The organism is Bradyrhizobium sp. Kon37, assembly GCF_055807535.1.
The window spans coordinates 1-25,530 of record NZ_JBVVOY010000002.1; the positions used below are offsets into that span (position 1 = coordinate 1).

The 25,530-nt window shown below is 64.9% G+C and carries 20 protein-coding genes and 1 tRNA gene; 5 read left to right on the top strand and 16 right to left on the bottom strand.

Annotation, left to right across the window (positions count from 1 at the left end):
- From AC0L3J_RS04090 to AC0L3J_RS04110, 5 genes are all read right to left on the bottom strand, one after another.
- Window positions 1–1,372 (bottom strand): tetratricopeptide repeat protein (locus AC0L3J_RS04090; RefSeq protein ID WP_473346082.1); only part of this gene is annotated, 1,372 nt, incomplete at its 3' end.
- A gap of 100 nt (window positions 1,373–1,472) precedes the next feature.
- Window positions 1,473–2,210, bottom strand: coding sequence for an amino acid ABC transporter ATP-binding protein (locus tag AC0L3J_RS04095; RefSeq protein ID WP_247286117.1), 738 nt, complete (start codon window positions 2,208–2,210; stop codon window positions 1,473–1,475).
- 11 nt (window positions 2,211–2,221) lie between these two features.
- Entirely contained in the window at window positions 2,222–3,742 is a 1,521-nt protein-coding gene (locus AC0L3J_RS04100; protein ID WP_473346084.1) for an amino acid ABC transporter permease, read from the bottom strand.
- Window positions 3,739–4,944 carry an amino acid ABC transporter permease gene (locus tag AC0L3J_RS04105; protein ID WP_473346085.1) on the bottom strand — a complete coding sequence of 402 codons (1,206 nt, stop codon included), beginning with the start codon at window positions 4,942–4,944 and terminating at the stop codon, window positions 3,739–3,741. Before AC0L3J_RS04105 ends, AC0L3J_RS04100 begins: the two co-directional genes overlap by 4 nt.
- A 25-nt stretch (window positions 4,945–4,969) precedes the next feature.
- On the bottom strand, window positions 4,970–5,986 hold the full coding sequence (locus AC0L3J_RS04110) for an amino acid ABC transporter substrate-binding protein (protein WP_473294173.1): 1,017 nt from the start codon (window positions 5,984–5,986) through the stop codon (window positions 4,970–4,972).
- 394 nt (window positions 5,987–6,380) lie between these two features.
- Here AC0L3J_RS04110 and metC point away from each other — a divergent pair, with 394 nt between their 5' ends.
- Both metC and AC0L3J_RS04120 read left to right on the top strand, forming a co-directional pair.
- Complete coding sequence (metC, locus tag AC0L3J_RS04115) at window positions 6,381–7,565, top strand: cystathionine beta-lyase (protein ID WP_473346087.1); 1,185 nt, start codon at window positions 6,381–6,383, stop codon at window positions 7,563–7,565.
- Window positions 7,566–7,721: 156 nt separating this feature from the next.
- A complete protein-coding gene (locus AC0L3J_RS04120; protein ID WP_473346088.1) occupies window positions 7,722–9,413 on the top strand; it encodes a Na/Pi cotransporter family protein in 1,692 nt (563 codons plus the stop codon).
- A 6-nt stretch (window positions 9,414–9,419) separates the two neighbouring features.
- On the opposite strand, the gene AC0L3J_RS04125 is transcribed toward AC0L3J_RS04120, so the two are convergent.
- The 6 genes from AC0L3J_RS04125 to AC0L3J_RS04150 all read right to left on the bottom strand — a co-directional run bounded on the left by AC0L3J_RS04125 (window position 9,420) and on the right by AC0L3J_RS04150 (window position 20,605).
- Window positions 9,420–9,758: a lipid-A-disaccharide synthase N-terminal domain-containing protein gene (locus AC0L3J_RS04125; RefSeq protein WP_027517911.1), complete on the bottom strand. Its 339-nt coding sequence runs from the start codon at window positions 9,756–9,758 to the stop codon at window positions 9,420–9,422.
- Window positions 9,755–10,501 (bottom strand): glycosyltransferase family 2 protein, encoded by a 747-nt coding sequence (locus AC0L3J_RS04130; protein WP_247360934.1) that lies wholly within the window; start codon window positions 10,499–10,501, stop codon window positions 9,755–9,757. Before AC0L3J_RS04130 ends, AC0L3J_RS04125 begins: the two co-directional genes overlap by 4 nt.
- Window positions 10,502–10,565: 64 nt before the next feature.
- Window positions 10,566–11,411: a phosphatase PAP2 family protein gene (locus AC0L3J_RS04135; protein ID WP_473346090.1), complete on the bottom strand. Its 846-nt coding sequence runs from the start codon at window positions 11,409–11,411 to the stop codon at window positions 10,566–10,568.
- Window position 11,412: 1 nt separating this feature from the next.
- On the bottom strand, window positions 11,413–13,155 hold the full coding sequence (locus AC0L3J_RS04140) for an ArnT family glycosyltransferase (protein ID WP_473346092.1): 1,743 nt from the start codon (window positions 13,153–13,155) through the stop codon (window positions 11,413–11,415).
- A 50-nt stretch (window positions 13,156–13,205) separates the two neighbouring features.
- Window positions 13,206–15,314 carry a penicillin-binding protein 1C gene (gene pbpC / locus AC0L3J_RS04145; RefSeq protein ID WP_473346093.1) on the bottom strand — a complete coding sequence of 703 codons (2,109 nt, stop codon included), beginning with the start codon at window positions 15,312–15,314 and terminating at the stop codon, window positions 13,206–13,208.
- Between the two features lie 86 nt (window positions 15,315–15,400).
- Entirely contained in the window at window positions 15,401–20,605 is a 5,205-nt protein-coding gene (locus AC0L3J_RS04150; RefSeq protein ID WP_473346095.1) for an alpha-2-macroglobulin family protein, read from the bottom strand.
- Between the two features lie 402 nt (window positions 20,606–21,007).
- On the opposite strand from AC0L3J_RS04150, the gene AC0L3J_RS04155 reads away from it, so the two are divergent.
- A tRNA-Arg gene (locus AC0L3J_RS04155) sits at window positions 21,008–21,084 on the top strand.
- 118 nt (window positions 21,085–21,202) lie between these two features.
- On the opposite strand, the gene AC0L3J_RS04160 is transcribed toward AC0L3J_RS04155, so the two are convergent.
- Window positions 21,203–21,376: a hypothetical protein gene (locus AC0L3J_RS04160; RefSeq protein ID WP_473346096.1), complete on the bottom strand. Its 174-nt coding sequence runs from the start codon at window positions 21,374–21,376 to the stop codon at window positions 21,203–21,205.
- 205 nt (window positions 21,377–21,581) lie between these two features.
- Window positions 21,582–22,850, bottom strand: coding sequence for a hypothetical protein (locus AC0L3J_RS04165; RefSeq protein ID WP_473346097.1), 1,269 nt, complete (start codon window positions 22,848–22,850; stop codon window positions 21,582–21,584).
- Window positions 22,851–22,999: 149 nt separating this feature from the next.
- On the opposite strand from AC0L3J_RS04165, the gene AC0L3J_RS04170 reads away from it, so the two are divergent.
- The gene (locus AC0L3J_RS04170; RefSeq protein WP_063994351.1) at window positions 23,000–23,227 is read left to right on the top strand and encodes a DUF2171 domain-containing protein; all 228 of its coding nucleotides are present in this window, start codon (window positions 23,000–23,002) and stop codon (window positions 23,225–23,227) included.
- Window positions 23,228–23,575: 348 nt separating this feature from the next.
- Here the strand turns inward: AC0L3J_RS04170 and AC0L3J_RS04175 are convergent, their stop codons facing one another.
- A complete protein-coding gene (locus AC0L3J_RS04175) occupies window positions 23,576–23,725 on the bottom strand; it encodes a hypothetical protein (protein ID WP_197031201.1) in 150 nt (49 codons plus the stop codon).
- Between the two features lie 245 nt (window positions 23,726–23,970).
- On the opposite strand from AC0L3J_RS04175, the gene AC0L3J_RS04180 reads away from it, so the two are divergent.
- On the top strand, window positions 23,971–24,132 hold the full coding sequence (locus AC0L3J_RS04180; RefSeq protein WP_007610185.1) for a hypothetical protein: 162 nt from the start codon (window positions 23,971–23,973) through the stop codon (window positions 24,130–24,132).
- 110 nt (window positions 24,133–24,242) lie between these two features.
- Here AC0L3J_RS04180 and AC0L3J_RS04185 read toward each other — a convergent pair whose 3' ends face one another.
- Together AC0L3J_RS04185 and AC0L3J_RS04190 are read right to left on the bottom strand one after the other, a co-directional pair.
- Entirely contained in the window at window positions 24,243–25,016 is a 774-nt protein-coding gene (locus AC0L3J_RS04185) for a hypothetical protein (protein WP_473346099.1), read from the bottom strand.
- A gap of 184 nt (window positions 25,017–25,200) precedes the next feature.
- Entirely contained in the window at window positions 25,201–25,449 is a 249-nt protein-coding gene (locus tag AC0L3J_RS04190) for a membrane protein (protein WP_473346101.1), read from the bottom strand.
- Window positions 25,450–25,530: the final 81 nt, after the last annotated feature.

Consider the following 25,530-nt stretch of genomic DNA (forward strand, 5'->3'; position numbering starts at 1 on the left):
TATCGACCTTGTCGGCCTGGATACGATCGGCCAACTCGTCATCCGACATCTGCCAGGCGTCGACCCAGACATCCGCCATCGACCTGAATTCGTCCGTTATCTCATCCCGTACCGGCGAGCACGAATAACAGACGATCTCAAACCTGGCGTGATCATGATGGCGCAGCACCGGCAACAGAGCGAACGCCGCCGAGTGGTTCCTGAATTCGGACGCGACATACCCGATCAAGATCCGCTTGTCCGGATCAAGCTTGCTGGGCGACAACGCCCTTTGCGGCAATTTGGCGCCGATCGCGTCCCACCACTGCTTTCGTGCAGCCTGCTGGACCGCAAAATCGGCCTCGGGGAGATAATCCAGAAAGAATATCTTGCGCCCGATCAAGTCCGCATAATCAGGCGCGATTGCCAGCCCCGCATCGAGATGTTCGAGCGCGGTCGCAATGTCTCCCTGACTGGCATAGCAGGAAGCCAGAAGCGCAATTCCGATGTCCGACCGCGGATTTCCCTCGAGCAACGTCTTGACCGCCGCAATCGCCCCGGCCGTGTTGCCCTTGAGAATGTTGACTTGCGCCTTCCCCTGCAAGGCGACTTCGAGCCTTGGTGAAAGTGCCAGTGCTGCATCGAAGTCCGCGAGCGCCTGCTCCAGCCGCGACAGATCGAGATTGAGCCGTCCGCGCTGCGCCAGAATTGTCGGTGAGTCCGGCTTGATCGCGAGCCCTGCTGCGATGGCTGCGGCCGCCTCTTCGTAGTGCCGGAGCTCGATGCATACCATGCCCTTGCCCGTGATCGCTTCCGCGTGGCGCGGCTGAAAAGCGAGGGCGCGATCGAAACTCCCCTTGGCGCGCTGGAACTGGCCTTCGATCAGCTCCGCCATGCCCCGATTGCAAAATGCATCGGCATAGTCCGGCTTCAGCCTGATAGCGCGTTCGTGCAGCTCGATAGCCTGCTCGGCGAGGCCCATGTGCAGCAGCGTATTGCCGAGATTGGTCAAGGCGATCGGAGAATTCGGCTTCAGCGCAATCGCCTTCTCCTGGCATGCGCGAGCGTCCTGAAACTTCTGGAGGGTGAAATACACTGCCCCGAGATTACCATGGGCATCGGGCGAACGCGGATCGAGCGCCGTCGCGCGCTCGAGCAATTGTTGCGCCTCCTCGAGCCGCCCGCCATCATACGCGCGCAGGCCGAGCAGGTGCGCGGCGTCGAAATGATCCGGAACCTCCGTCAAAATCCGGCGGCAGAGTGTCTCGACCTCCGCGTGTCGGCCCTGCCCGAGCGCCTGAACCGCGGCGGACATGAGCGCGTCGGCCTGCTTCTTCAATTTCTTTTGCAATCGCGCGTTCTGGAATGCGCGCGCGCCGGCGCTGCTCTGCAAAGTCTCTCTCCGGAGGATGGCCCGAAAAGAGGTTGGCCGATTCGCATGGTGCCAAGCTGGCGGGCCGGCTAGACCCGCGACGCCACCGGATTGCAGGCGCTCAGCGCAGGATCTGGCTCAGAAACAGTTTTGTGCGGGCGTGCTGCGGGGCCGCGAAGAACTCTTTGGGCGTGTTGGCTTCGATGATCTGGCCCGCGTCCATGAATACCACGCGGTTGGCGACCTCGCGGGCAAAGCCCATCTCGTGGGTGACCACCAGCATGGTCATACCCTCCTCGGCGAGGTCGACCATGGTGTCCAGCACCTCCTTGACCATTTCGGGGTCGAGCGCCGAGGTCGGCTCGTCGAACAGCATCACCTTCGGGTTCATCGTCAGCGCCCGGGCGATCGCGACGCGCTGCTGCTGACCGCCGGACATCTGTCCCGGAAACTTGTTGGCCTGGTGCGGAATCTTGACCCGCTCCAGAAACTTCATCGCCGCCGCCTCGGCGTCCTTCTTGGGAATGTTGCGCACCCAGATCGGCGCCAACGTGCAATTGTCCAGCACGGAGAGGTGCGGAAACAGGTTGAAGCTCTGGAACACCATGCCGACTTCGCGCCGTACCGCGTCGACGTGCTTCAGGTTCGGCCCGAGCTCGATACCGTCGACCACGATCTCACCTTCCTGAAACTCCTCGAGCGCGTTGATACAGCGGATCAGCGTCGACTTGCCCGAGCCGGAGGGGCCGCAGATCACGATGCGCTCGCCCTTTTCGACCGCAAGGTCGATGTCGCGCAGCACGTGGAACTCGCCGTACCATTTGTTCAGGCCGGATATCTTGACGATGGGGTCGGACATGGTGACCTCGATCAGTTGCGGCGGTGAGCGTTGAGGCGGTGCTCGACGAAGAGCGAGTAGCGCGACATTCCAAAGCAGAAGATGAAGTAGATGATTCCGGCGAAGGCGAACCCGGTGAACGCGGTCGACGGCGACGACCATTTCGGATCCGAGAACGACGCCCGCAGCGAGCCCAGGAGATCAAACAGCGCCACGATCGAGACCAGCGACGTGTCCTTGAACAGCGAGATGAAGCTGTTGACGAGGTTCGGAATGACGTGGCGCAGCGCCTGCGGCAGCACGATCAGCGAGGTCGTCTTCCACCAGGACAGCCCCAATGCCGCGGCCGCCTCGCCCTGCCCGCGCGGGATCGCGGCCAGCCCGCCGCGGACGTTCTCGGCCTGATAGGCGCCCGTGAACAGCGAAATGCCAATCAGCGCACGCACGAGACCATCGACCGTGAAATTGCCCGGGAGAAACAGCGGCAGCATGTAGGTGGCGAAGAACAGCACGGTGATCAGCGGCACGCCGCGCCAGAACTCGATGAAGGCGATCGAGAAGATCCGGATCAGCGGAATAGTCGAGCGGCGGCCAAGCGCCAGCGCAATGCCGATCGGCAGGGAGGTGACGATGCCGGTGACGGAGACCACCAGCGTCACCAGAAGTCCGCCCCACAGGTTCGTCTGCACGATCGGCAATCCGCCGTGATCGAGCCCCATCAGCTTGATCACGATTGCGATGGCGGCGAAGGTGACGATGCTGGATGTCAGGGCCCGCCCCCCGGTGCGGAGGCCGCCGCCGAGAACGAAGGCGATCAGGGAGACGATCGCGGCGGTGATGGCGAAATCGGCCCAGACCGACTGGCCTGTCCCCTGCAGCTGATCTCGCAGCCAGGTCAGCGGAAAGATCAGCCAGTAGATCGCGGTTCCCACGAGCGCGATGACATTGCCGACGACCCACAACAGCGGTGCGGCGGAGGACGTCTTGCCGAGACCGAGCAGAGCCTGCCCGGCGCCGATGATGCTATCGTCGAACAATTGCAGCAGGTCAGCGGTCCAGCTCAGGCCAAATCCCTTGATGCCGCCGCCATGCAGCAGAAAGAATGCGACCACTGGAAACGCGAAGAAGAACAGGCCTGCGTTCAATCCTTTCGACGGCAGCCGCGGAATGAGCAACGGCACCAACAGGACGACTGACAGGGCGAGCGTGAGGTTGACCCGCCAGCGTTCGGCTTCCGGGTAGAATCCGTAGATCAGTTGCGGCAGCTTGGCCTGGATGTAGGGCCAGCAGGCGCCGACCGCAAACCCGGCGTTCTCGGCGAGACAGGCCGTACGATCCTTGCCGGTCCAGACCGCATCGACCATCAGGAATTTGACGGATGGAATGATGGTGAACCACAGCAGCAAGGCGCCGACGATCGTGAGCAGGATGTTGGTCGGCGAGTTGAACAGGCGCGTGCGCACCAGACCGATGAAACCCGTGGTCTTCACCGGCGCGGGACGCTCATGGAGAAGATCCTGGCGGACGAAGCTGGACGAGGTGATATCGCTCATGCGCCGAGACTCCGGCTGACGCGCCAACCGTAGACGCTCATGACGGCGCTGGTGATCAGCGAGATCAGGAGATAGACACCCATCGTCATGGCGATAATCTCGATGGCCTGCCCGGTCTGGCTTAGCGACGTGCCGGCGAACACGGACACGAGGTCAGGATAACCGATCGCGACAGCCAGCGACGAATTCTTGGTGAGGTTGAGGTACTGGTTGGTCAGCGGCGGAACGATGACGCGCATTGCCTGCGGCACGACCACCAGCCGCAGCGTGGTGCCCCGGCTCAGACCCAGCGACGATCCCGCCTCCATCTGCCCGCTATGGACGGAGAGGATACCCGCGCGCACGATCTCGGCGATGAAGGCAGCCGTATAGGTCGACAAGGCCAACGTGAGCGCCACGAACTCCGGGATGATCCGCGAGCCACCTGCGAAATTGAAGCCCTTGAGCTGCGGCAGCTCGAAGGTGAAGGGCAGACCCACTACCAGCATGGTGACAAGCGGCAGTCCGAACAGCAGGCCCAGCACATAGGGCCAGATCCGGATCATTTGCCCCCGTTGGAACAGCGCCCGGCGCGCATGGATGCGCAGTGCCAGTGAAGCCACGATGCCGAGCGTTAGCACCGCAAGAAAGGCCTCGAAGCCGCTCTCGCCGATCGGGCGGGGAATGACGAGACCGCGATTGCTGACGAAGGCGATGCCGAGCAGCGAAATGCTCTGTCGTGGATTGGGCAAGGCCGCGAGCACCGCCAGATACCAGAACAGGATCTGGAACAGCACCGGCAGGTTGCGGATGATCTCGACATAGATTTCGCCAATGCGCGCGAGCAGCCAGTTGGGCGACAGCCGGCACAGCGCGACAATGAAGCCGATCACGGTGGCAAAGACGATGCCTACCACCGAGACCACGAGCGTGTTGAGGAGCCCGACCAGGAACACGCGCAGAAACGTGTCCGAGCCGGTATACGAGATCAGCGTCTGATTGACGTCGAAACCGGCGTTGTTCGCGAGGAAACCGAAGCCCGCGGCAATGTGCTGGTTCTCGAGGTTGGCGCGGGCGTTGGAGACGATTTCATAGGCAATCCAGCCCAGGACCGCAGCGAAGGCAAACTGGACGGCGATGCCGTTCCAGCCTGTCTTGCCTCCCAGCACGCGCCTAATCTTCAGCGCGATCTGGGGCGGGGGTTTGCGAGCCTCGATGCTCATCGCCGCGAGCGCGGATCAGGCGGGGTCAGCGGATCGGCGGCGCGTACTGGAGACCGCCCTTGTTCCAGAGATTGTTGAGACCCCGATTGATACCGAGCGGCGAGCCTGCGCCGACGTTGCGGTCGAACACTTCGCCGTAATTGCCGACGGCCTTCACGATGCGCACCACCCAGTCCTTGCTCAGGCCGAGCTGTTCACCGAAATTGCCGTCGGTACCCAGGACGCGCTTCAACTCCGGATTTTCCTGTTTCGTCTTCTCGTCGACGTTCTTCGCGGTCACGCCGAGCTCCTCAGTGGTGATCATGGCAAACAGCGTCCATTTCACGATGTCGAACCATTGGTCGTCGCCGTGGCGCACCATTGGTCCGAGCGGCTCCTTCGAGATGATTTCCGGCAGCACCATGTGATCGCCGGGATTGGCAAGCTTCAGGCGGTTGGCGTACAGCCCCGACTGGTCGGTGGTGAAGACGTCGCAGCGTCCGGCCTCGTAGGCCTTGACCGTTTCGTCGTTGGTGCCGAACGCGATCACCTCGTACTTCATGTTGTTGGCCTTGAAGTAGTCGGCGAGATTCTGTTCGGTGGTGGTGCCGGTCTGGACGCAGACCGAGGCGCTGTTGAGCTCGAGCGCCGAGTTCACCTTGAGCGACTTCTTCACCATGAAGCCCTGCCCGTCATAATAGGTTACGCCGGTGAAGTTGGCGCCGAGCGAGGTGTCGCGAGAGATGGTCCAGGTGGTGTTGCGCGACAGCACGTCGACTTCGCCGGATTGCAGCGCCGTGAAGCGGTCCTTGGCGGAGAGCGGCACGTACTTGACCTTGGTCGGATCGTTGAAGATCGCCCCGGCGATCGCGCGGCAGACGTCGACGTCAAGCCCGGTCCAGTTGCCCTTGTCGTCCGGCGAGGAGAAGCCGGGCAGGCCCTGACTGACACCGCAGGACAGCATGCCCCGGTCCTTGACGGTCTTGAGCGTTTGCGCATCGGCGGCTTGGGCAGTCAGGCCGGCGGCGAGAGCGAGAGTGAGAGCCAGGGTTACGCGTTTCATGGGCTTTGGGCCTTTCAAAGTCGTCTCAAGGTCAGGAACGTTGTCTTTGCGATCGTCTCTGCCAGGGCTAGCCGTATCAAGAGCAGCCTTGCAAGAGTCATGCTGGAAAACCTTGCCGATCACCCGCCGATCCCGGGAGGCCCTACCTTAATCCCCGCCGATGGCGCCCGCCGTTACGGCTGTGGCGCTTGGTCCGGTCAGGCGATGGATCGAAGGTCGCGGCAGGCCCCTCAACATGCGGCGACTGAATAGCACCTGCGATAACAGAACGACTGGCGTGCCGGGTCAAGGGGTTGACGGGACTCTTCTGTGTTCTGTTATTAACAACAGCGGCCTTTCGGCCAGCCCGCGGGCGCAGCGCGCCTGGTGGAAACGCGCTTTTGAAAGCAGACGCATGGATTCCTCACACCCCTCCGAACAGCACGCCGAGACCCGGCTGGTCACCTCCGGCCGCGACACCAAGGCGCAGAAGGGGTTCGTCAACCCGCCCGTCTTCCACGGCTCGACCGTGCTTTATCCGACCGCCGAGGACCTGCACGCCCATCGCGGCGAGTTCCAGTACGGCCGGCACGGCACGCCGACGACCCGTGCGTTCCAGGAGACCCTGATGGCGCTGGAGGGGCCGCAATGCGCCGGCGTCGGCATCGTGCCGTCGGGGCTGTCGGCGATCTCGACCACCCTGCTCTCGGTGCTGAAGGCCGGCGACCACCTCCTGGTCTGCGACAACGTCTATCGGCCCTCGCGCAATTTCTGCAACGGCATGCTCACCCGCTACGGCGTCGAGACCACCTACTTCGATCCGATGATCGGCGCCGGCATCGACAAGCTGTTCAAGCCCAACACAAGCGCCGTTCTGGTCGAGGCGCCCGGCTCGCAGTCGTTCGAGATGCCGGACATCCGCGCCATCGCCGAGGTCGCGCATGCGCACGGCGCGCTCGTCATCGACGACAACACCTGGGCGACGCCGCTCTATCACCGCTCGCTCGAACAGGGCGTCGACATCAGCATGCAGGCCGCCACCAAATATATCGGCGGCCATTCCGACATCATGTTCGGCACCATCTCGGCCAATGCCAAGGCTTGGCCGCAGATCGCCGAAGGCATCCGCCTGCTCGGCGTTTGCGCCGGTCCCGATGACGTCTTCCTGGCACTGCGCGGCCTGCGTACGCTATCGGTGCGGCTGGCGCAGCATCATCGCTCCGGGCTCGACATGGCGCGCTGGCTTGCGAGCCGACCCGAGGTCGCGCGCGTGCTGCATCCGGCGCTCGAGACCGATCCGGGCCATGCGATCTGGAAGCGCGACTTCACGGGCGCGTCGGGTCTGTTCAGCATCGTCCTGAAGCCGGCGCCGCAGAAGGCGGTCGACACCATGCTCGATACGCTCAAACTGTTCGGCATGGGCTTCTCCTGGGGCGGCTTCGAGAGCCTGGTGATTCCCTTCGATTGCGACGCCTATCGCACCGCGACCAAGTGGGCGCCGGGCGGCCCCACCCTGCGTCTGCATATCGGGCTCGAAAGCGTCGACGACCTCAAGGCCGACCTCGATCGCGGCTTCGCTGCCCTCAAGGCAGCAATGTGAGCCTGCTCACAAGGCATCGCGCCTGCGGACGCGCCAACGCGCGCCGCAGGAACGCGTGGCCGCTGCAAACGTTGACGCCCCTGCGCCAAGAAATGGTTTGAACCTCAAGCATTTGGCGCTAGCCTTCACCAATCGACTCCAATCCGGAAACGGAGCATGGGAACGTTGGTACTGCTCGATCTGATGGGCGGCGTGGCGCTGTTGCTGTGGGGCCTGCACATGGTCCACAGCGGGATTCTGCGCGCCTTTGGCCCGGACCTGCGACGGCTGCTCGGCAAGGCGCTTGGCAATCGCTTCAACGCGTTTGCCGCCGGTCTCGGGCTGACGGCGCTGCTCCAGAGCAGCACCGCGACCGCGCTGCTCACGAGCTCGTTCGCAGCCGAGGGCCTGCTCAGCCTGGTCACCGCGCTCGCCATCATGCTCGGCGCCAATGTCGGCACAACGTTGATCGTGCAGGTGCTGTCGTTCAACATCGCCGCCGTCGCGCCGGTCCTGTTCGTGCTCGGACTGGTCGCCTTCCGCGTGGGTCCGCGCTCGCGGATCAAGGACGTCGGCCGTGTCTTGATCGGCCTCGGACTGATGCTGCTGTCGCTGCACATCCTGCTCGACACGCTGGCGCCGGCCGAGAACGCGCCGGGCGTCCGCGTCGTGATGGCTTCCATCACGGGCGATCCCGTTCTGTGCATCGTGATCGCGGCGCTCGTCACCTGGGCGGTGCATTCGAGCGTCGCCAGCGTGCTGCTGATCATGTCGCTAGCCTATTCGCAGTTCATCTCGCCTTACGCGGCGCTCGCACTGGTGCTTGGCGCCAATCTCGGCAGCGCCATCAATCCTGTGTTCGAAGGCGCCAAGCGTGACGATCCCGCCAGCTATCGTCTGCCGGTGGGCAATCTCGTCAATCGCGTGATCGGGATCGCGCTCGTCCTGCCCTTCCTGGGCCCGATCGCCGAGCACATGCACGCCTGGCAGCCGGATCTTGCCAGGATGACGGCGGCATTTCATATCGCCTTCAACGTCGGAACGGCCATCATCTTCATCGGCCTGCTCGATACCATGTCGCGCCTGCTGACCCGGCTCCTGCCCGATCGTGTTCAGGAGGCCGATCCGGCCCGGCCGCGCTATCTCGACGAGACCGCGCTGGAATCGCCGTCGCTGGCGCTGGCCGATGCCGGCCGCGAAACCCTGCGCATGGGCGATCTCGTCGAGATCATGCTGCGCAAGGTGATGGCGGCAATGATGAGCGGCGACCGCGCGTTGGTCGACCAGGTCTCGAAGATGGACAACATCGTCGACGGCCTCGACGAAGCCATCAAGCTCTACGTGACGAAACTCATGCGCGGCAGCCTCGACGAGAGCGAGGGCCGGCGCGCCATGGAGATCATCTCCTTCGCCATCAATCTGGAACATATCGGCGACATCATCGACAAGAGCTTGAGCGAGCTCGCCACCAAGAAGATCAAGCGCCGCTTCCAGTTCTCGCCCGAGGGCGCCGAGGAGCTCGCCGCCTTCCACAAGCGCACGATGGATTCGCTGCGCATCGCCTTCGGTGTCTTCATGTCGGGCGACGCCAACGAGGCGCGCAAGCTGCTGGTGGAGAAGACGGCGCTGCGCAATACCGAGCTTGCCGCCGTCGAGCGCCACCTCGACCGCCTGCGCGAGGGCCGCCCCGAGACCATCGAAACCACGTCGCTGCATCTCGACGTGCTGCGGGACCTGCGCCGGATTCACTCGCATATCTGCTCGGTCGCCTATCCCGTGCTCGACGCGGCCGGCGAGCCCCATCGCAGGACCGAGACGGAGACGGCCGCCCTGCCCGCCTCAGGCGCGGCGTCAGTGGTGCCGCGCTAGCGTGGATCAGCGCTCCAGCGTCTTTGACGCCCGGCCGCGGTTCTTCACGATCAGCATGATGTTGCGAATATAGATGACGGTCGCCAGCGCCTGGCCGAGGATAATCACGGGTTCGCGCTTGACGACGCCATAGACCAGCGTCATCAGCCCGCCGCCCATGGAGCAGAACCAGAACGCCATCGGCACCACGCTGTTGCCGGCACGCTCGCTCGCGATCCACTGCACCAGGAAGCGCGCCGTGAAGAACAGCTGCGCGACGAGGCCGAACGCGAGCCAGAAGTCGAACTTGGCCACGAAGACGTCGTAGAAATAGTTGCTCAGCGCCTGACCGTATTGGATGATCATGCCTTCACCTCAGTCACATCCGGCGTCGGCTTCTTGCGGCGGATCAGCCACCACACGCCCACGAGATCCATGATGCCGATCCACAGCCGGTCGAAGAACCCGTAGTTTGACACGCCGGAGCGGCGCGGCCGGTCGATCACGTCGACATAGGCGATCTCGTAGCCCTCGCGGCGCACCAGCGCCGGCAAAAAGCGATGCAGCCCGTCGAAATAGGGCATCATCAGGAACACCTCGCGCCGGAACGCCTTCAGGCCGCAGCCGGTGTCGCGCGTACCGTCCTTCAGGATCGCGTTGCGGACGCCGTTGGCGACGCGCGACTGGAACTTCTTGAAGCCGGTATCCTTGCGGCCGACGCGTTGTCCGGCGGCGAGTCCGACCTTGCTTCCGTTCTCGACGGCCGCGATCAGGTCGGGCAGGAAGGCCGGATTGTTCTGCCCGTCGCCGTCGAGCGTCGCCACGATCGCGCCGCGTGCCGCACGCACGCCGCTGCGCACGGCCGCGGATTGGCCGCCTGATTTGGCATGGCGCAATTGGCGCAGATTGTCCCGCTGCTTCATGACCGCGCCGAGCCGTTCGCCGGTCGCGTCGGTCGAACCGTCATTGACGTAGATGATCTCATAGGCCCAGCGGCCGTCGAGCGCCGCGCCGATCTCCTCGATCAGCGGCACAATGTTGTCGGCTTCGTTGCGCACGGGAACGACGATGGAAACCGAGGGCTGGAAAACCGAAGGCTGGGACGACAAATCGAAGCTCGTGGTTGGAATTGGCTTGGCTCGGGAACCGGCGGGGCCCGGCAGGCAGCCGCTTTTATGGGGCGGATGCCCCGTGGGCAACCCTTTTGAGGCGGCCCGAGACCGCCCCCGCAAGAGGCACAATGGTGCCGTCGGCACGGATGGCAAAGCCGAGCCTGCGGGCCGCGAACCAGTAGCGCACCGCCATGGCGCCGACCGTGCCGACCAGGGCGCCGGCCACCACGTCACTCGGGTGGTGCGCGAGCAGCACCAGTCGCGTCAGCAGGATCACGATCGCGTAAGTGAACATGAATACGCGCAGGCGCGGCCATAGCGCAGAGACCGCAAACGCCAGCGCGAACGCCGTCACCGCATGCCCCGACGGCAGGCTGGCATAGGCCCCCGTCCCCTCGAACGGTATGAAGTTGAATGGATTGGCCTTGCCGCCGACGAACGGACGCCCTCGACCGATGAGATATTTCAGGATCTCGGCGACGAAGACCGACAGGGCAACAGACAGAAACATGAACTGCAGCCGCGTACCGAGGCCGAGCAGCAACGCGCGGCTTGTCCCGCGCAATCCCGCCGCAACCAGCGCCAGCACCACCAGCCCGCCCCCGAGCATCGAGAGCACATACTCGTCCTTGCCGAAATCTGTGAGGATGCGGATCGGCCACAGACCGGGCGTGCCACGCGCCGGCATCAGCTGGATCTCGGTCAGGTCGAACACGACCATCAGCGCGATGACCAGGGCTGCGCCCGCCGCACTGAGCCACAGCGAATGCCGCGCCAGCTTCCCCGCGGCCTCGGCGCGGCGCGAATGCGAGGGCGTACGCACGAGCTGCGCCAAAGCGCGCCCCGTCAGGGCAAGCAATTGCGCGGGATAGCTCGCGCGCGGCGCGATGTCGGTTGGTGCCGACATCCTACTCGGTGCCTTCCGAGCGGAAGATCGAGATCGAGATCGCACGCCCTTGCGAGAAATTGTAGCCGTCGATGCGGGTACCAACCTTGTAGCGCAGCCCGATCGCCTCGGCGCGCTGCACGAAGCCGCGCTCCGAACGCTGCTCGATCAGCGCGAAACGGCAGCTCCCCTGCCGCAGGAAATCCGCCGCACCCGACCCGTCGGTGAGCACCGTCTGCGTGCCGGTCAGGAAGACGAGGCTAGGCTCGTGATAGCCGGCCGCGACCGCCTTCGGGCCGACGCAGGTGACGTTGCGAAGTGCGCGTGCGATCTCGATGCTCGGAAACAGCGGTGTCAGCGACGGCAGCACGATGCCGTAGACCGTCACCGCAAGCATCAGGGCGGCGACCAGCGCGTTGAGCAGCGAGCGCTCGGCGTGGTTGTTGTCGTGAAGCCACCAGGCGAACAGGCCGAAAATCAGCGAGGCCGCGATGAACGGCCAGGCCACGAAAGCAGGCTGCCGCGTCAGCATCACCGCGCCGACGACCGCGATGATCGAGCCGCCCACGGGGATTGCGAACCACCAGGCCGAGCCGCGCATCAGCCAGGACCACGACAGCACGCGCCGCTCCAGCGCGCCCGCGGTGAGGATCGCGATCGCAGGGTACAGCGGCAGCACGTAATGCGGCAGCTTGGTCAGCACCACCTCGAACACGATCCAGGACGGGACCAGCCAGGCCAGCAGGAACTGCGCACCGGGCTCGCGCCGCGCGCGCCAGACCGCGGGCGCGGCCATTGCCGCAAGCGGCGCGCCGGGCCAGAACGTGATCCAGAACAGCACCAGATACAGTCCGGGCGGCGCGCCGTGGGATTCCTGCGCGCCCAACTTGCTCAACATGTCGCCGCCGACGGAATCGGCGAAGAAGGCATCGCCCGCGCGCCAGAAGATCGCGACGAACCAGGGCAGCACCAGCACCAGCATCCACATCAGGCCCCAGAGCGGGCGCAGCTTCCAGAGCCAGGAGGCATCGCGGTCCTGGATCGCGAGCGCGACGATGGTCAGGCCTGCGAACATCAGGATCAGCGGGCCCTTGATCAGGATGCCGACAGCGAGAGCCGTCCAGAAGATCGCGGGCCAGCTCCAGGGCGGATGCGTCTCGTCCTCGGCGCGCTGCCACGACAGATACGCCCGTCCCATCGCGCCCATCGCGGCGACCACGCAGAACAGCAACATGGCGTCGGTCTTCGCAAGCCGCGCCTCGACGCCGAGCAGCACGGAGGCGCACATCAGAAGGGCTGCAAGCACCGCGGCGCGCCGCGTGACGAAGCCGAGCGCCGTCCAATAGGTCATGAGCACGGCACCGATCGCGCCGATCAGCGACGGCAGCCGGTAGACCCAGATCCGCAACTCGGCCTTCGGCAGACCGAGCGCCGATGCCGTCTCGACCGCTGCCGATTGCAGCCAGTAGATCCCGACCGGCTTCTTGTAGCGGACGTCCTCCTGGAAGCGGATATCGACATAATCGCCACTCTCGACCATCTGCTTGGTGGCTTGCGCAAAGCGCGCCTCGTCGCGGTCAACCGGCGGAATCGTGAAGAAGCCCGGCAGGAATAGCAACAGCGCGCACAGCAGCAGGAAGCTCACCGCGCGGACGTGGCTGGCCGTGGCGATATCGAACATCGACACGAGCCGGCTGCCCGGATTCACCGGGGATTTCGGCTCGCGGGGAGCTCCAAAACGGGGTGCTGGGTAGGTCTCGGCCATCGGTTCCGCTTACGCTGAAACCGCCATCGCCACAACCGCTTGAGGCAGAGTCATTGAATTCGAATGACAACTGTGTCCGCGGCGCCCGTGGCGTCGATGACGGTCAGCCGCGCAAAGCCGGGACCGGGCGGATCAATCAGCCGCTGGCGCCGTCCGTCGATCTCGCCCAGCGCCGTTCCGTTAACCATGACGGTCATGGGCAGGACACCGCCGGCGACCTTGACCGGCATGGCTGCACCCGCCTCGCCTCCTGAGCGATCGACGTCGATCCGCGAGCCGTTCAACGGAAACTGGATGTGCAGGGCCTGCTCGCCCCCCGTCCGCACCAGATCCCCGACCGGGCGGAACCGCCTCAAGGGCAACGGCAGCTTGGCGTTGCTAGCAACCAGGGTCCCCTTCGGTGGCTTCGGCAACGGCAGGAGCGTCTTGCCGGTGCGGGCGAAGGCGTCGAACAGGATCGGCGCGGCGGCGACGCGCCCGATCAGGCCTGGAACCGGGGCGCCGTCGGGCCGGCCGACCCAGACGCCGATGGTCATGCGGCCGTCGAAGCCCATCGACCAGGCGTCGCGGTAGCCGTAGGAGGTGCCGGTCTTGAAAGCGATGCGGTTGTGGGCCGCGTTCTCCGGCGGCGGGGTGCCGAGCAGCACATTGCCGACCTGCCAGGCCGCGACCTGATCGAGCAGCCGCAGCGGCTCGCGGTCGTCCCTTTCGCTCATGATCTCGCGCAGTGGCCTGGTGGTGCCGAGCCGGGCGAAGCCCGCATAGAGCTGGGCGAGATCCTGTAGCGTCACGCCGACGCCGCCAAGGCCCATGGCAAGTCCCGGCGCCTCGTCTTTGGGCAGAACCAGATTGCCACCGGCCTGGCGCAGCCGCGAGGCCAGCCGGCTCGCGCCGACGCGGTCGAGCAGCACGATCGCGGGCACGTTCAGCGACAGCTGCAGCGCCTTCTTCACCGGCACGGTGCCCTGGAACGTCATGTCGAAATTTTCCGGCGCGTAGGAGCCGAAGCGCACGGGCCGATCGTCGATCAGACTGTCGGGATGAACGAAGCCGTCCTCAAAGGCGAGCCCGTAGATGAAAGGTTTCAGCGTCGAGCCCGGCGAGCGGATCGCGCGGGTCATGTCGACCTGCCCTGCCCGGCGATCATCGAAGTAATCTGCCGAGCCGACGCGCGCGAGCACGTCGCCGCTCTCATTGTCGACGACGATGATGCCGACCGAGATGTTCGGCCCCAGCGCAATGGCACGATCGCGCGCCAGCGGCTCCAGCACCTTTTGCAGGTTGGCATCCAGCGTCAGCTTGATGACAGGCGTGTCCTTGACCGTCGCAAGCGCCGCATCGGAGGCGTGCGGCGCCAGGATCGGCATCGGCTTGCGCAGTTTCGGCACGGGTACGGCTTTGGCCTGCTTCGCATCGTCGAGGCTGATCTGTTGCTCCTCGACCATGCGGTCGAGCACGCGGTCACGCGCTTTGCGCGCCGCATCGGGATAGCGATCGAGCCTGCGGGTCTCCGGCGATTGTGGCAGCGCTACCAGCAACGCGGCTTCAGCCAGCGACAACCGCTTTGGCTCCTTGCCCAGATAGGCGATCGAGGCGGCGCGAATGCCTTCGAGGTTGCCGCCGTAAGGCGCGAGCGCCAGATAGAGGTCGAGGATCTGCTCCTTGCTCAAGCTGCGCTCGATCTCGATCGCACGCACCATCTGCCGCAGCTTTGCATAGAGCGAGCGCTGCCGCCGCGGCTCCATCAGCCGCGCGAGCTGCATCGAGATGGTCGAGCCGCCCGAGACGATGTGGCCGCGCGTCCCAAGCTGAAACGCAGCGCGCCCCAGTGCCAGCGGGTCGATACCGTCATGTGCGTAAAAGCGCTGGTCCTCATAGGCGAGCAGCAGTTTCAGATAGGTCGGATCGACGTTCGCTTTTGTCTCGACCGGCAGCCGCCAACGCCCGTCCGCCATCGCATAGGCGCGCAGCAGCTTGCCGTTGCGATCGACGATGGTGGTGGAGACCTGGCGGGCTTCGTCGAAAGGCAGCGGGCCGAGGGAGTAAACCCACGCGACGAAGCCGACGATGGCGAGGATAAACGCGAAGGCGGCTATCGACAGGGCGCGTCGACCCCAGCCCCGCGCTCCGTCATGGCCGGGCTTGTCCCGGCAATCCACGTTCTTGCCAATAGCACCTAAGTCCGTGGATGCCCGGGACAAGCCCGGGCATGACGACTGAGTATGTGGCTCGGCTTTCATTTCACTCACTTCGCCGCCCGCACCTCGACCGTGCCGGTCCCGGTGCGGCCGTAGCGCGAGGGATTGTACATGTCCTCGACATAGGCTTGCGGCAGCACGTATTTGCCGGGCGAGACCACACGCACGACATAGGCCACCGTGAAGACCGCCTTGGAATCCGAGGCGCGGTCGACGGCCGCCGTGAAGCGGTCGTCGCGGAACTCGGTATCCTCAGGCTCTTCGCCATCCTCGATCCAGCCCAGCGTGCCGCTGTCACCCGATGAAACCAGTTTCGGATTGTCGATCTCAAGGCCCGCCGGCAGATAGTCGGACACCATGATGTGGCCGTACTCGGGCTTGGCCTCGGTGATCTTCAACACCACAGCGAAGCGGTCGTTCTGCTTGACCTTGCTGATATCGGCAGGCTTGCCGTCGAGCGTGAAGAAGCTGCGCTCGATCTTGAAGCCGTTCGACGCCGCGGGCTCCGGCGTCACCGGCGAGCCCGACACCGAGATCACCGCCTGCACTGGTGCATCGCCGGTGTTGGTGATCTTCAGCGGCTTGCCCTCCAGCGTCACAGCCTTGTAGCTGCGGTACAGCGCGGTCTTGATCGGCTGGCCGTCGACTTCCATCGACAGGTTCTCCTTGGCGAGCGCGCGCGCCGCCAGCACCAGCCACGCATTCTCCTGCGTGGAGGTGTAGGGCGTTAGCCCGCGCGCGGTCTCGACCCGCGACACCGCCTGCGTCAGCGTCGCCTTCGGCGCGTTGCCTTCGCTGGCAAGCGACACCAGCGCTGCGGCATCGCGGAGCTGCGAGCCGTAGTCGGTGCGGCCGAACTCCAGCACCGGTTTTGGCGCGAGACTGTCGAGCGCTGCGCCATAGACCCGCTCCGCACGGTTGCGGTCGCCGACCAACGCGAGCGCCGCGGCGAGCTGCGACTTCGCGATGGGAGTTGCGAGGTTGGAGAGCTTGGTGTCGGCGAGATAGCGGAGGTCGCCGATCGGCGCTGCACCGTTGCGCGCCAGCACGTAGAGGCCGTAAGCGAGATCGCGGCCGCCGTCCTTCTCCGGCTCGTTGCCGTTGACGACGGAGTTGCGGATACGATCCAGCGCGGTCTTGAACAGCACGTCCGGGACCACAAAGCCCTTTTCGCGGGCGCGGGTCAGGAAGTCGGTCACGTACGCGTCGAGCCACGCATCGTCGCCGCCCGCCGACCACAGTCCGAACGAGCCATTGGAGCCCTGACGGGCCAAAAGCCGCTCAATCGCGTCGCGGATCCGCTGGTCGACTTCGGTGTCCATGGCCAGATGCGCGCCGGCCGCGAGATCGTTGACATAGAGCAACGGCATCGCCCGGCTGGTGATCTGCTCCGAGCAGCCATAGGGATAGCGATCGAGCGCTTTGAGGATCGTCGCCGCATCGAGCGCAGTCGACAGGCTGGCCGAGACCGAGACGCTGCCGGTGCCCGGTACGAGATCGGCGAACATATCCGAGGTCAACGTCAGGCTCTCACCCTTCGCAAGCGTCCGGATCGAGCGCCGCGCCAGGACTTGCGTCGCCGCCTTGACGTCGAGCGCATAATGGCGCGCCAGCGCCAGGCCATTCGGCCCCTTGATGTCGACGTCGAGCGTCGCCTGCCCCGCCGCCGTCGCGTCGATAGCGAGCGAGAAGGAGTTGCGCTGCTTGGCGGCGAGCTTGACCGTGGTCGCGGGATTGCCGGTCATCTTCACTGGCCCGCCCGTCTTCACGTTGATGACGTAGTCGCCGGCCTGCCCTTCGACATTGTCGATCTCGAGATTGACCGTGCCGTGGTCGCCGTTGAGCAGGAAGCGCGGCAAGGTCGTGGTCAGCACGACGGGATCGCGGATCACCACATCTGTGTTGGCGCGACCGAGCTTGGTCGCGGTCCACGCCACCGCCATCACGCGCGCGGTGCCGGCGAACTCCGGAATGTCGAAGCTCACTTCCGCTGTGCCGTCGGCGGCAACGGTGACGATGCCCGAATAGAGCGCGAGCGGCTTTTGCGCGGGCGGCGAGCCCTGGAGCTCGGCGGCACCGGCGTCGCCGCCGGACTTGATCTGCCCGCGCGTGCCCGACATGCCGTCGATGAGTTGCCCATAGAGATCGCGGATCTCCGCGCTCAGGCGGCGCTGACCGAGATAATAGTCGTCCGGCGCCGGCGGCTTGTAATTGGTGAGGTTGAGGATGCCGACGTCGACCGCGGCGATGACGATCTTGGCGTCCTCGCCCGGATTGAGTCCGTCAAGCTTGAGCGGGATCTTCAACATCGCATTCGGCCTGATCAAAGCCGGCGGCGTCAGCTTCACTTGCAACGTGCGGGTCTGCTTGTCGATGCCGAACCATTTGAGGCCGATGGCACGGCCCGGCATGCGTTGCGCGGCCGCATCGAGCGGACGGCGCAGCGTCGCCACCACATAGGCGCCGGTGCCCCAGTCCTTGCCGATCGGGAGCTTCACCTGGGCGGTGCCTTCCTTGACGTCGATGGTCTGCGTCGTCAGCAGGCGATCGCCGAGCACGTTGACGGTCAGCTTACCGGCGCTGCGGACATTGACCGACACGGTCATCGTGTCGCCCGAGGCGTATTGCGGCTTGTCGATCGAGGTCTCCAGGAGGTCCGGCGTGTCGGCGCTGCCGTCGGAATACCAGCCGACATCGAACTGCACCGTAGTCACCGGGCCGTCGGCGTCGTTCGACTTCACGTCCAACCGGTAGCGGCCGGGCCGTGGGGTGAGCGAAATCCGCGACGGCTTGTCCGCGGCAACGGTCACGTCGCCGTCAGAGACGCGCGATGTCGATTTGACCGGCTCGTACTCCCAGTAATTGCTCTGGCGATACCATTGGTAGCGCGATTCCATCTTCAGGAGCTCGTAGCGCAGGCCGTCGCGGCGAAGCCTCTCGCCCTCGGGCGAGACGAACACGACATCGAACTCGGCCTTGTCGCCCTCGGCGACGTTCTTGTCGCCAAACAGCGGCTTGATGCCGATCATGGCGGCAGCAGGCGCGACCGGCAGCACGATCTTGCGCTCCACGGCGCGGCCGCCGGTCTCGACCATGCGGACGAAGATCTGCGCCTCCTGCGGCCGCGTCGAGGCCGGCTGCTTGTCGAGCGTGACCGGGAAGGTCGCAACGCCATTGGCGTCGGCTTCCGGCAGGTTCTCCAGCGGCGTGCGCTCGTTCGAGGTGGTCTCCTCATCGGCGACGCCGAACTGGTAGCCGCCAAAGCCTGGCCGCTCGGACGCGGGCGCGACCAGCATGTCGCCTTCGAGCGCCAGACCCGAGGCCGGCGCGCCATAGAGGAAATGACCGTCCGCCTTAAGCTCCACTGGAGCGTTAGCTTTGATCAGCTTGTCCTTGGCGGACAAGTCGAATTCGATCCTGTCAGGGACGTAGTCCTCGACCATGAAAGTGGTCTCGCCGACCGAAGAGCCCTTCGGATCGGTGAAGGCGCGCACCCGCCAGGTCCCGGTCGGGACGGCCGAGTTGAGCGGCACGGACAGGGTGCGCCCGCCGGCGCCCTGGTCGGCCAGCACGGCACGGCGGTATTCGACGCCATCAGGGCGCTCGATCACCAGGGTCATCGGCCCGCCGGTGACGGCATTGCCCTGCCCGTCGCGCAGCAGCGCGGTGAGATAGACGGTCTCGCTGGAGCGGTAGACGCCGCGCTCGGCATAGACGAAGGCGTCGGCGCCCGCAGGCACGGCCCTGCCCGAAACGCCACGGTCCGACAGGTCGAAGGCGGAGGACTTGAGGCTGAGGAAGGCATAGTCGGCCTTCTCACCGGTCACGGTGAGCATCGCCGGCGACAGGCCGCCCTCGCCGCGCGCAAGCCCCGCCTCGAACAGCAAATGGCCGCTCTCATCGGTCTTGCGGGTGGCCAGGATCTCGTTGTTGCGCGCGACCAGCCGCACCTCGGCCTTGCCGACCGGATCGGTCGAGGCCAGCGAATTCACGAAGACGTGGATGCCGTCATTGCCGGAATAGGCTGTGACGCCGAGATCGGAGACGATGAACCATTGGGTGGCGAGCTGGTTGTCGTCGTCCGAGCCCGGCCCCTTGGCCGCGGCCGTCATCACATAAACGCCGGGCTGGAGTTCGCCGAGCGCCTGGTCGACCGGGAATGCGGTGGTGACGTCCTGGTTCAGCGTCATCGCGGCCGCGAGCTCGCCGGTCCAGACTTTCACGCCGCGCTCGCCGCCGAGATCACTGAGCTGGTATTTCGACAGCGTCTTCTGGAAATCGCTGTCGACCACCGTGTTGATCAAATTGCGGTCGCCGATCCGGAACACGTTGATGTTGACGGCTGGCGTGTTGACGCTGACGACGGGAATGCCGCGCTGGCCGGTCCTCGGCAGCACATAGGCGCGACTGGTAAAGCGCACGAAGGGCTTGCGGTCGCGCACATAGACGTTGAACTCGGCCGATTTCGGCAGGCCTTCCTTCACGGTGGACGGCAGGCCGGCGCGCAAATTGATGTTGTAGCGCTCGCCATGCTTGAGCCCGTCGACGCAGAGTTGCTTGCCCTCGGCCGACAAAGCCGGCTTGTCCTGGCCCGCCAGCGCGAGGTACGGCGCGAAATCGGTGCGTTTTGCCAGCTCCTCCGAGAACTGGAAGCAGGCGCGTGGACTGGCGGAGTCCGAGTCCACGGTGTAATCGAGCAGCCGAAACCCGTGCTCGTCGCGCATCTTTTCATATTGGCCGCGGACATCGGCGACCTCGCGCATGTCGAGCGACAGCCGCAGCGCATCCAGCGCCGGCCGCCACAGCTTGCGTTCGGACAGCGACTTTCCTAGCACCGCGAGCGCGTCGGCCTCCTCGCCCGCATTCCCGGCGCGCTGGTAGGCGATGTAGGCGGCGGTCGAGGCGCGCTCCAGCAGGAACGTCTGCTCGCTCGAACTCTTCGGCGATATCTGGAAGATGACTTTCGCCAGCCGCAGCCAGTTGCCGGCGTCCTCCGGCGTGGTCGCCGCGATCTGGCCGAGCACCGACAGGCCGGTGCGATAGTCGTTGCGCCGGAAGGCAGCATCGGCGTCGGTGCGCAAACTTGCGCCGGACTTGGCGACCGGCCCCGCCTCGCCCTTGATCTGCGCCTCTAGCTTGATCGCGGAATCGGCGAGATCGTCCCGCTTGAAGGCTTTGTCGGCGGCCTGCGCTACGCTAAGGCCGAACGCCAGCGTGGCGCAGAGTGTGACGGCGCGAACAAGACCGATCATGGATGGACTCCCGGAAATCGCGGACGAACGCCGCTTGTCGCATGAAATGCGCGGAAAGGTGACGGACTCAAGGCGATGGAACCAAAGGTGCAAACCGTCGCATTCGCCATGACAAGGCACGCCCAGAGGAGACCGATCATGCTATCGCCGCGCACGCCGTCCTGATGGCGCAGCAATACCCGACCAGTCGTCCGGCGGCCGTGTCCCGGAAGCTGATCAGCGTTCCCGGCGATGTGATCCATCGTCCGGTCCGCTGCCGCTCAACCCGGCACCCTGACACCCCACCGTTCCGCTTTGTCGCGGCTTCGAGGAAAACGGTTCGGTTCAGGCTTGGCGAAAGACGATATTTTTCATAATGGCATGGTAGATGAACAGCCGGCCCCCAACAGGGCGGCTCAAGACGGTCCCGTAGCTCAACTGGATAGAGCATCAGATTTCTACTCTGAGGGTTGCAGGTTCGATTCCTGCCGGGATCGCCATTTTCAGTCTCAAACGTTGATCGTGGTCCCGATCTACGGCGCGCACCTGCAGAATCCGCCCTTCACGAACGCGTGGGCCGCCTCGCTCCGGCCTTTGATCCGGGCAAACGAGCCCTATCTATCCGCGGAGCGACGTGCGCCCGATAAGGACTTCGATGCCACTATCCGACTTGACGAGAATGGCTATCGCATCGGCGGTGGCGATCGTGGCAATATCGTTCCTGGCAGTTGACGCGGGCGTCGTGAACTCCGGTGTGATCACAAAGCCCATCGCGACGGCGCGGGCTTCCATCGCGGACGCCGCAGTGAGTCAGCATCAACTCGCGTTCGCCGTTCAGGCGTGGGCGCGTCGCGACCACCAGAGGCCTCCCGTGGAAGAATGCCTGGCGATCGATTGAAACAGGCGCCGCGCTAAATCAGCCGGGGTGTCGACCAATTGTCCTGGAGTCGCGAAACTCAGTCGAAGCTGGGACGATTTTTCATTCAGGTCAGAGCTCTCACTGATTCGCCGCCCACCATTCGGCGATCGCCGCCGCAAGATTCTTCCACAACCCGGTCGGCAAATCCGGCACGGCGACCCGGACGCTGTACCGATCCGTAGTCGCGTCGTGAAACCACTCGGTCGCCGCGAAATCAAAACCAAAACTACCGGCGTGGCGAATGGGGAAGCCTTTGCCGCTCAGGTCGCGGCTCATGTCTTCGGCGGCCTGCCGCGCGGTCGCCTCATCGAGGGCGCGCCTGCCGCGAAGCGTGACATAGAGGCCGTGGGTGAAATGCAGCTCGGCCGAGAGCGAAGCGAGTTCGGAGGCGAAATACCGCGCCGTGTGGCGACCGTTGCGCAGGATTGCCGCGACCCGCCTTTTCGTCAGGGCCCAATAGGCCGCTGAGCCCACGAATGGCGGGAAGTGCGCCGGCAGCGCCGCGCCGCCGAGAAGCCGGACGGCATTGCGGGTTTCCGCCGCCAGACTTTCGGACAGCAGCTGGCCTGCCTTTAGGTCCTTCCGGCTCCAATGCACGAAGACGGCAGAGCCGAGCCGGCCATATTCCACGCCGAGCGAATCCAGCTTGTTGTGACTTCGCACCAACACGACGGGAATGTCCCATCGCGCCGCCCATCTCAGGACGCGCCGGATGCGCCCGGATCTGCCGGCGAAACATGTCGTGTCGAAGATCAACAGGTCGAGCCCCGAACCGTCGCAACGCAGAGCCGCTTCGAACGCTCCGGCAGGGGCGCATGAATCCAGCAGGAGAAGCCGCGGCGAGGCCGCCGCAGCGAACGCTTCGCCCAGCGGGAGCCTGGCGGTGACAAGCCGTAAATGGGGAACGAGGCTCTCGATCAGCTCCAGTGTCTCGCCGTAGGTGCCCTCCAGCACCACGACCTCTGCCTTGCCGATGGTTCGTGCGGACGCGAGCAGCAGCGCGGAAATCGCGGCCATGCCGGAGGCGGTATAGATCGCCTCGCTCCCGCAGCCCCGCTCGAGTTCATAGAACGAGGGACCGCGCACCTTGAGGTCAGCGCGCTGATAATCGTAGCTGAACACGAACGGACCGCTGCTGGGAGACGCCGCGTGCGACCAGGCCGTTTCCGTCGCCTTCCAGTCCTGCAGCGCATGTTCCGCGCGTAGCGCGGCGGCGAGCTGAAACTTGGAGTCCACGACCTCGTCGACCGACTGCGGACGAGCCAAATGCAGCGGGCTCCTCAGGCAATCGTTCAGCAGCCCGATTTCCCTGTGCTTTCGTTCGAGATAGGCCTCGGTGGTCTCCATGCGGATCTTGATAAGGGTCTTGATGCGGATCTTGGCAATTGCGACTGCCTTTCAACGTTCGGCGAACGCATTGGCTCCAGACAGTCGGCCCCGCTCATCCTTGCAACGAAGACCGGTCCTCGCCGTTGACACTGCACAAGGAGAACAGCATGAGCGAGATCAGAGAGCATATGAAGATCATCGGCAAGGACGGCGCACCTGTCGGCACCGTCGACCGCGTTGAGGGCAACCGCATCAAGCTGACGCGGAAGGACAGCCCGGAAGGTCACAAGGACCATCATCATTACATCGACACGAAATATGTGGGTGCCGTCGAAGGCGATGTCGTCAAGCTTTCGGTGAATGCCGACGCGGTGCCGAAGTCGGAAGCTGCCTGACACAGTGCAGCCCTTCGGGGACTTTTTGTTTGTTCACGGTCCTGCTCCGCTTCGTTCCCCGAAACGAATCGCGATCGGAAAATCGTAGTCCGAACGAGTCTTAATGTAGCGTTTCGGCGGCTCGCGTCAGGCGTCGAGCGTCACGAGCACGGCCGCAGCCGATGGGCGTCGATGGCGGCGTTCTGGCGCGAAAAGAATTGAGGGGGCGGGGAACGAACCTGCGATCGGCGCGTTCGAAATTCAGTGGTGCCGATTTGCCAGCCCCGATCGGCTCTCGAGAACCCCGTGCTTGTCCCCCCGAGCACGGGGTTTTTCTGTGAATACCGGTTCTCTCGTAAGAGCGTGGCGTCAGTCCGTCCGCTCTTCGCGCCGGTCGCGGGCGAGTTGATGCCAGGCCAGGGCCAGCTCGATGAGACGTTGCCGGTCGGGACCTTCGGCCGCCACGGCGCGCTTCATCGCCGCCTCGGCTTCATGCTGTGGATCGTACTTGGTACACATGAAGCCAATTCTAGCCGGACGATCTGGACAAGCGCGTGGCAATTTCGTCCGTATGATTGCGGGGTTAATGCCGTCCACGTGGATTTGCGACGCGATCCAACTCACGCATCTGTCGAACGAGCGACAACCATTGTGGGCTTGATGCCCGCCGATCTGTGAAGTGCGTCACAGCCGGCGCCCGGCGTCTCCGCTAAACAGTCGTCAGCGCTCCCAGAGAGCGAGAAGGCTTGGGAGATATTCCCGTCATGACTCAAGAAGCCGCAGCCGAAATTGCCGTCCCGACGCGACGCGAACGATCCGACCCGCTCGGCATCGCTTATCTTGCGACCATCGGTATCGTGATGCTGGCCTGGATCGCAGGCCTGGTCTGGGCCGCGATCGCGTTCTTCAGCTGGCTGGTGTCCTGACGCGCGGGGTGATCGCCCTTACTAATTCTCGGCCAGCTGACGGTCAGCGCCAAAACGAAATGAGGCGGGCTCTTGGCCCGCCTCTTCGCTTCAGGTCTCGCCCGGGGTGCTCAGTAACACGCGCGGGGATCAGCCTGCACATACTGGCCGCTCGGATAGCGGTAGTAGCAGTTGCCCTGGGCCAGATAGTAGCCGGGGCGCGAAGCAGCCGTCGCGCCGGCGATCGCGCCGGTGGCACCGCCGATCACGGCGCCTGCGGCCGCACCTGAGGCGTTGCCCGAGATCAGGCCGCCCAGCACGCCGCCGACGATGGCGCCGCCAAGCGCGCTCGCACCGGCGTCGGCCGGCGGCGGAGGTTCGTAGGCGACGGGCGGGGCGTAGGCTACCGGCACGTCGTCGTAATAATCCTCCGAAATGTAGGCCGGGGGCCCCTCCATCCGCTGCGGATAATAATACCGCGCGCCGCCCACATCCCACCACCAGCCGGAGCGGCCGTTGTGGACTTCGTGGCGCCAGCGTCCGCCATCCCAGGCGAGATGGCCGCGATAGGCGTGTCCGCCCCAATCGCGAGCCGGAGCGGGACCCCTGGCGTAATTGCGTCCGGGCGGCGGACCGCCGGCATTGCGCGGCGCAGGGCCTGCACCTGGACCTGCATGACCCGGACCGCCAGCGTGGGGCTGGCCGGCCTGTGGCGCGGGCCGGACAGCCTGCTGCGGCGGCGGACCCTTGTGCATGTTCTGAGGCGGCGCGCCGGCGCCTGGCCCGGCCGATGGCTGGGCGGCGTCTCTCGGCGGCCTAGCGTCCTGAGCTTGCGCCGGGACGGCGAGCAATGCCATGGCCGAAACCAAGGGAATGATGATCTTGATGCGACTGGACGCACTCATGCGTGCTTGCCCCCTACTCTCTCGATTGCCGTCAATGGCCGTGATGCCTGGCGCGATAGACGATTCGGCTCGCGCTGAGCTGATGCCGGCTGACATGACTGACCTGCTTTGGTCGCCCAAGTCCCGTTACAAATAATTAAGATCACGACATTTTTTCGTCCGGGCGGGCCCCTCTGGAGTGCCTCTAGCGGGCCGGCTCGATCACATTGCAGTTGCTTCGCCCGGACATTAGGCAGTCCTGCATCTTGCTCGCGGAGGTGAGATCGCGGGCGAGCCACCAGCCGACGCCGAGGATCACGATCGCGATGATCAAGCCGGCGATGGCGCCGCGGCGGTTGTCACCGGATTGAGGTTTTGGAAGGGATTTGAGCTTAGCGCCCGGTTCGGGCTTAGCTTCGGACTTAGGCTCGGAATTGGCTTCGGACTTGGACATGGCAGACCGATCACGGGGGCGAGCGGGCTTTATCACTTGTGCGGCGTGGCGTCACATCCGGCCCAAGCTTCTCCCGGTTAG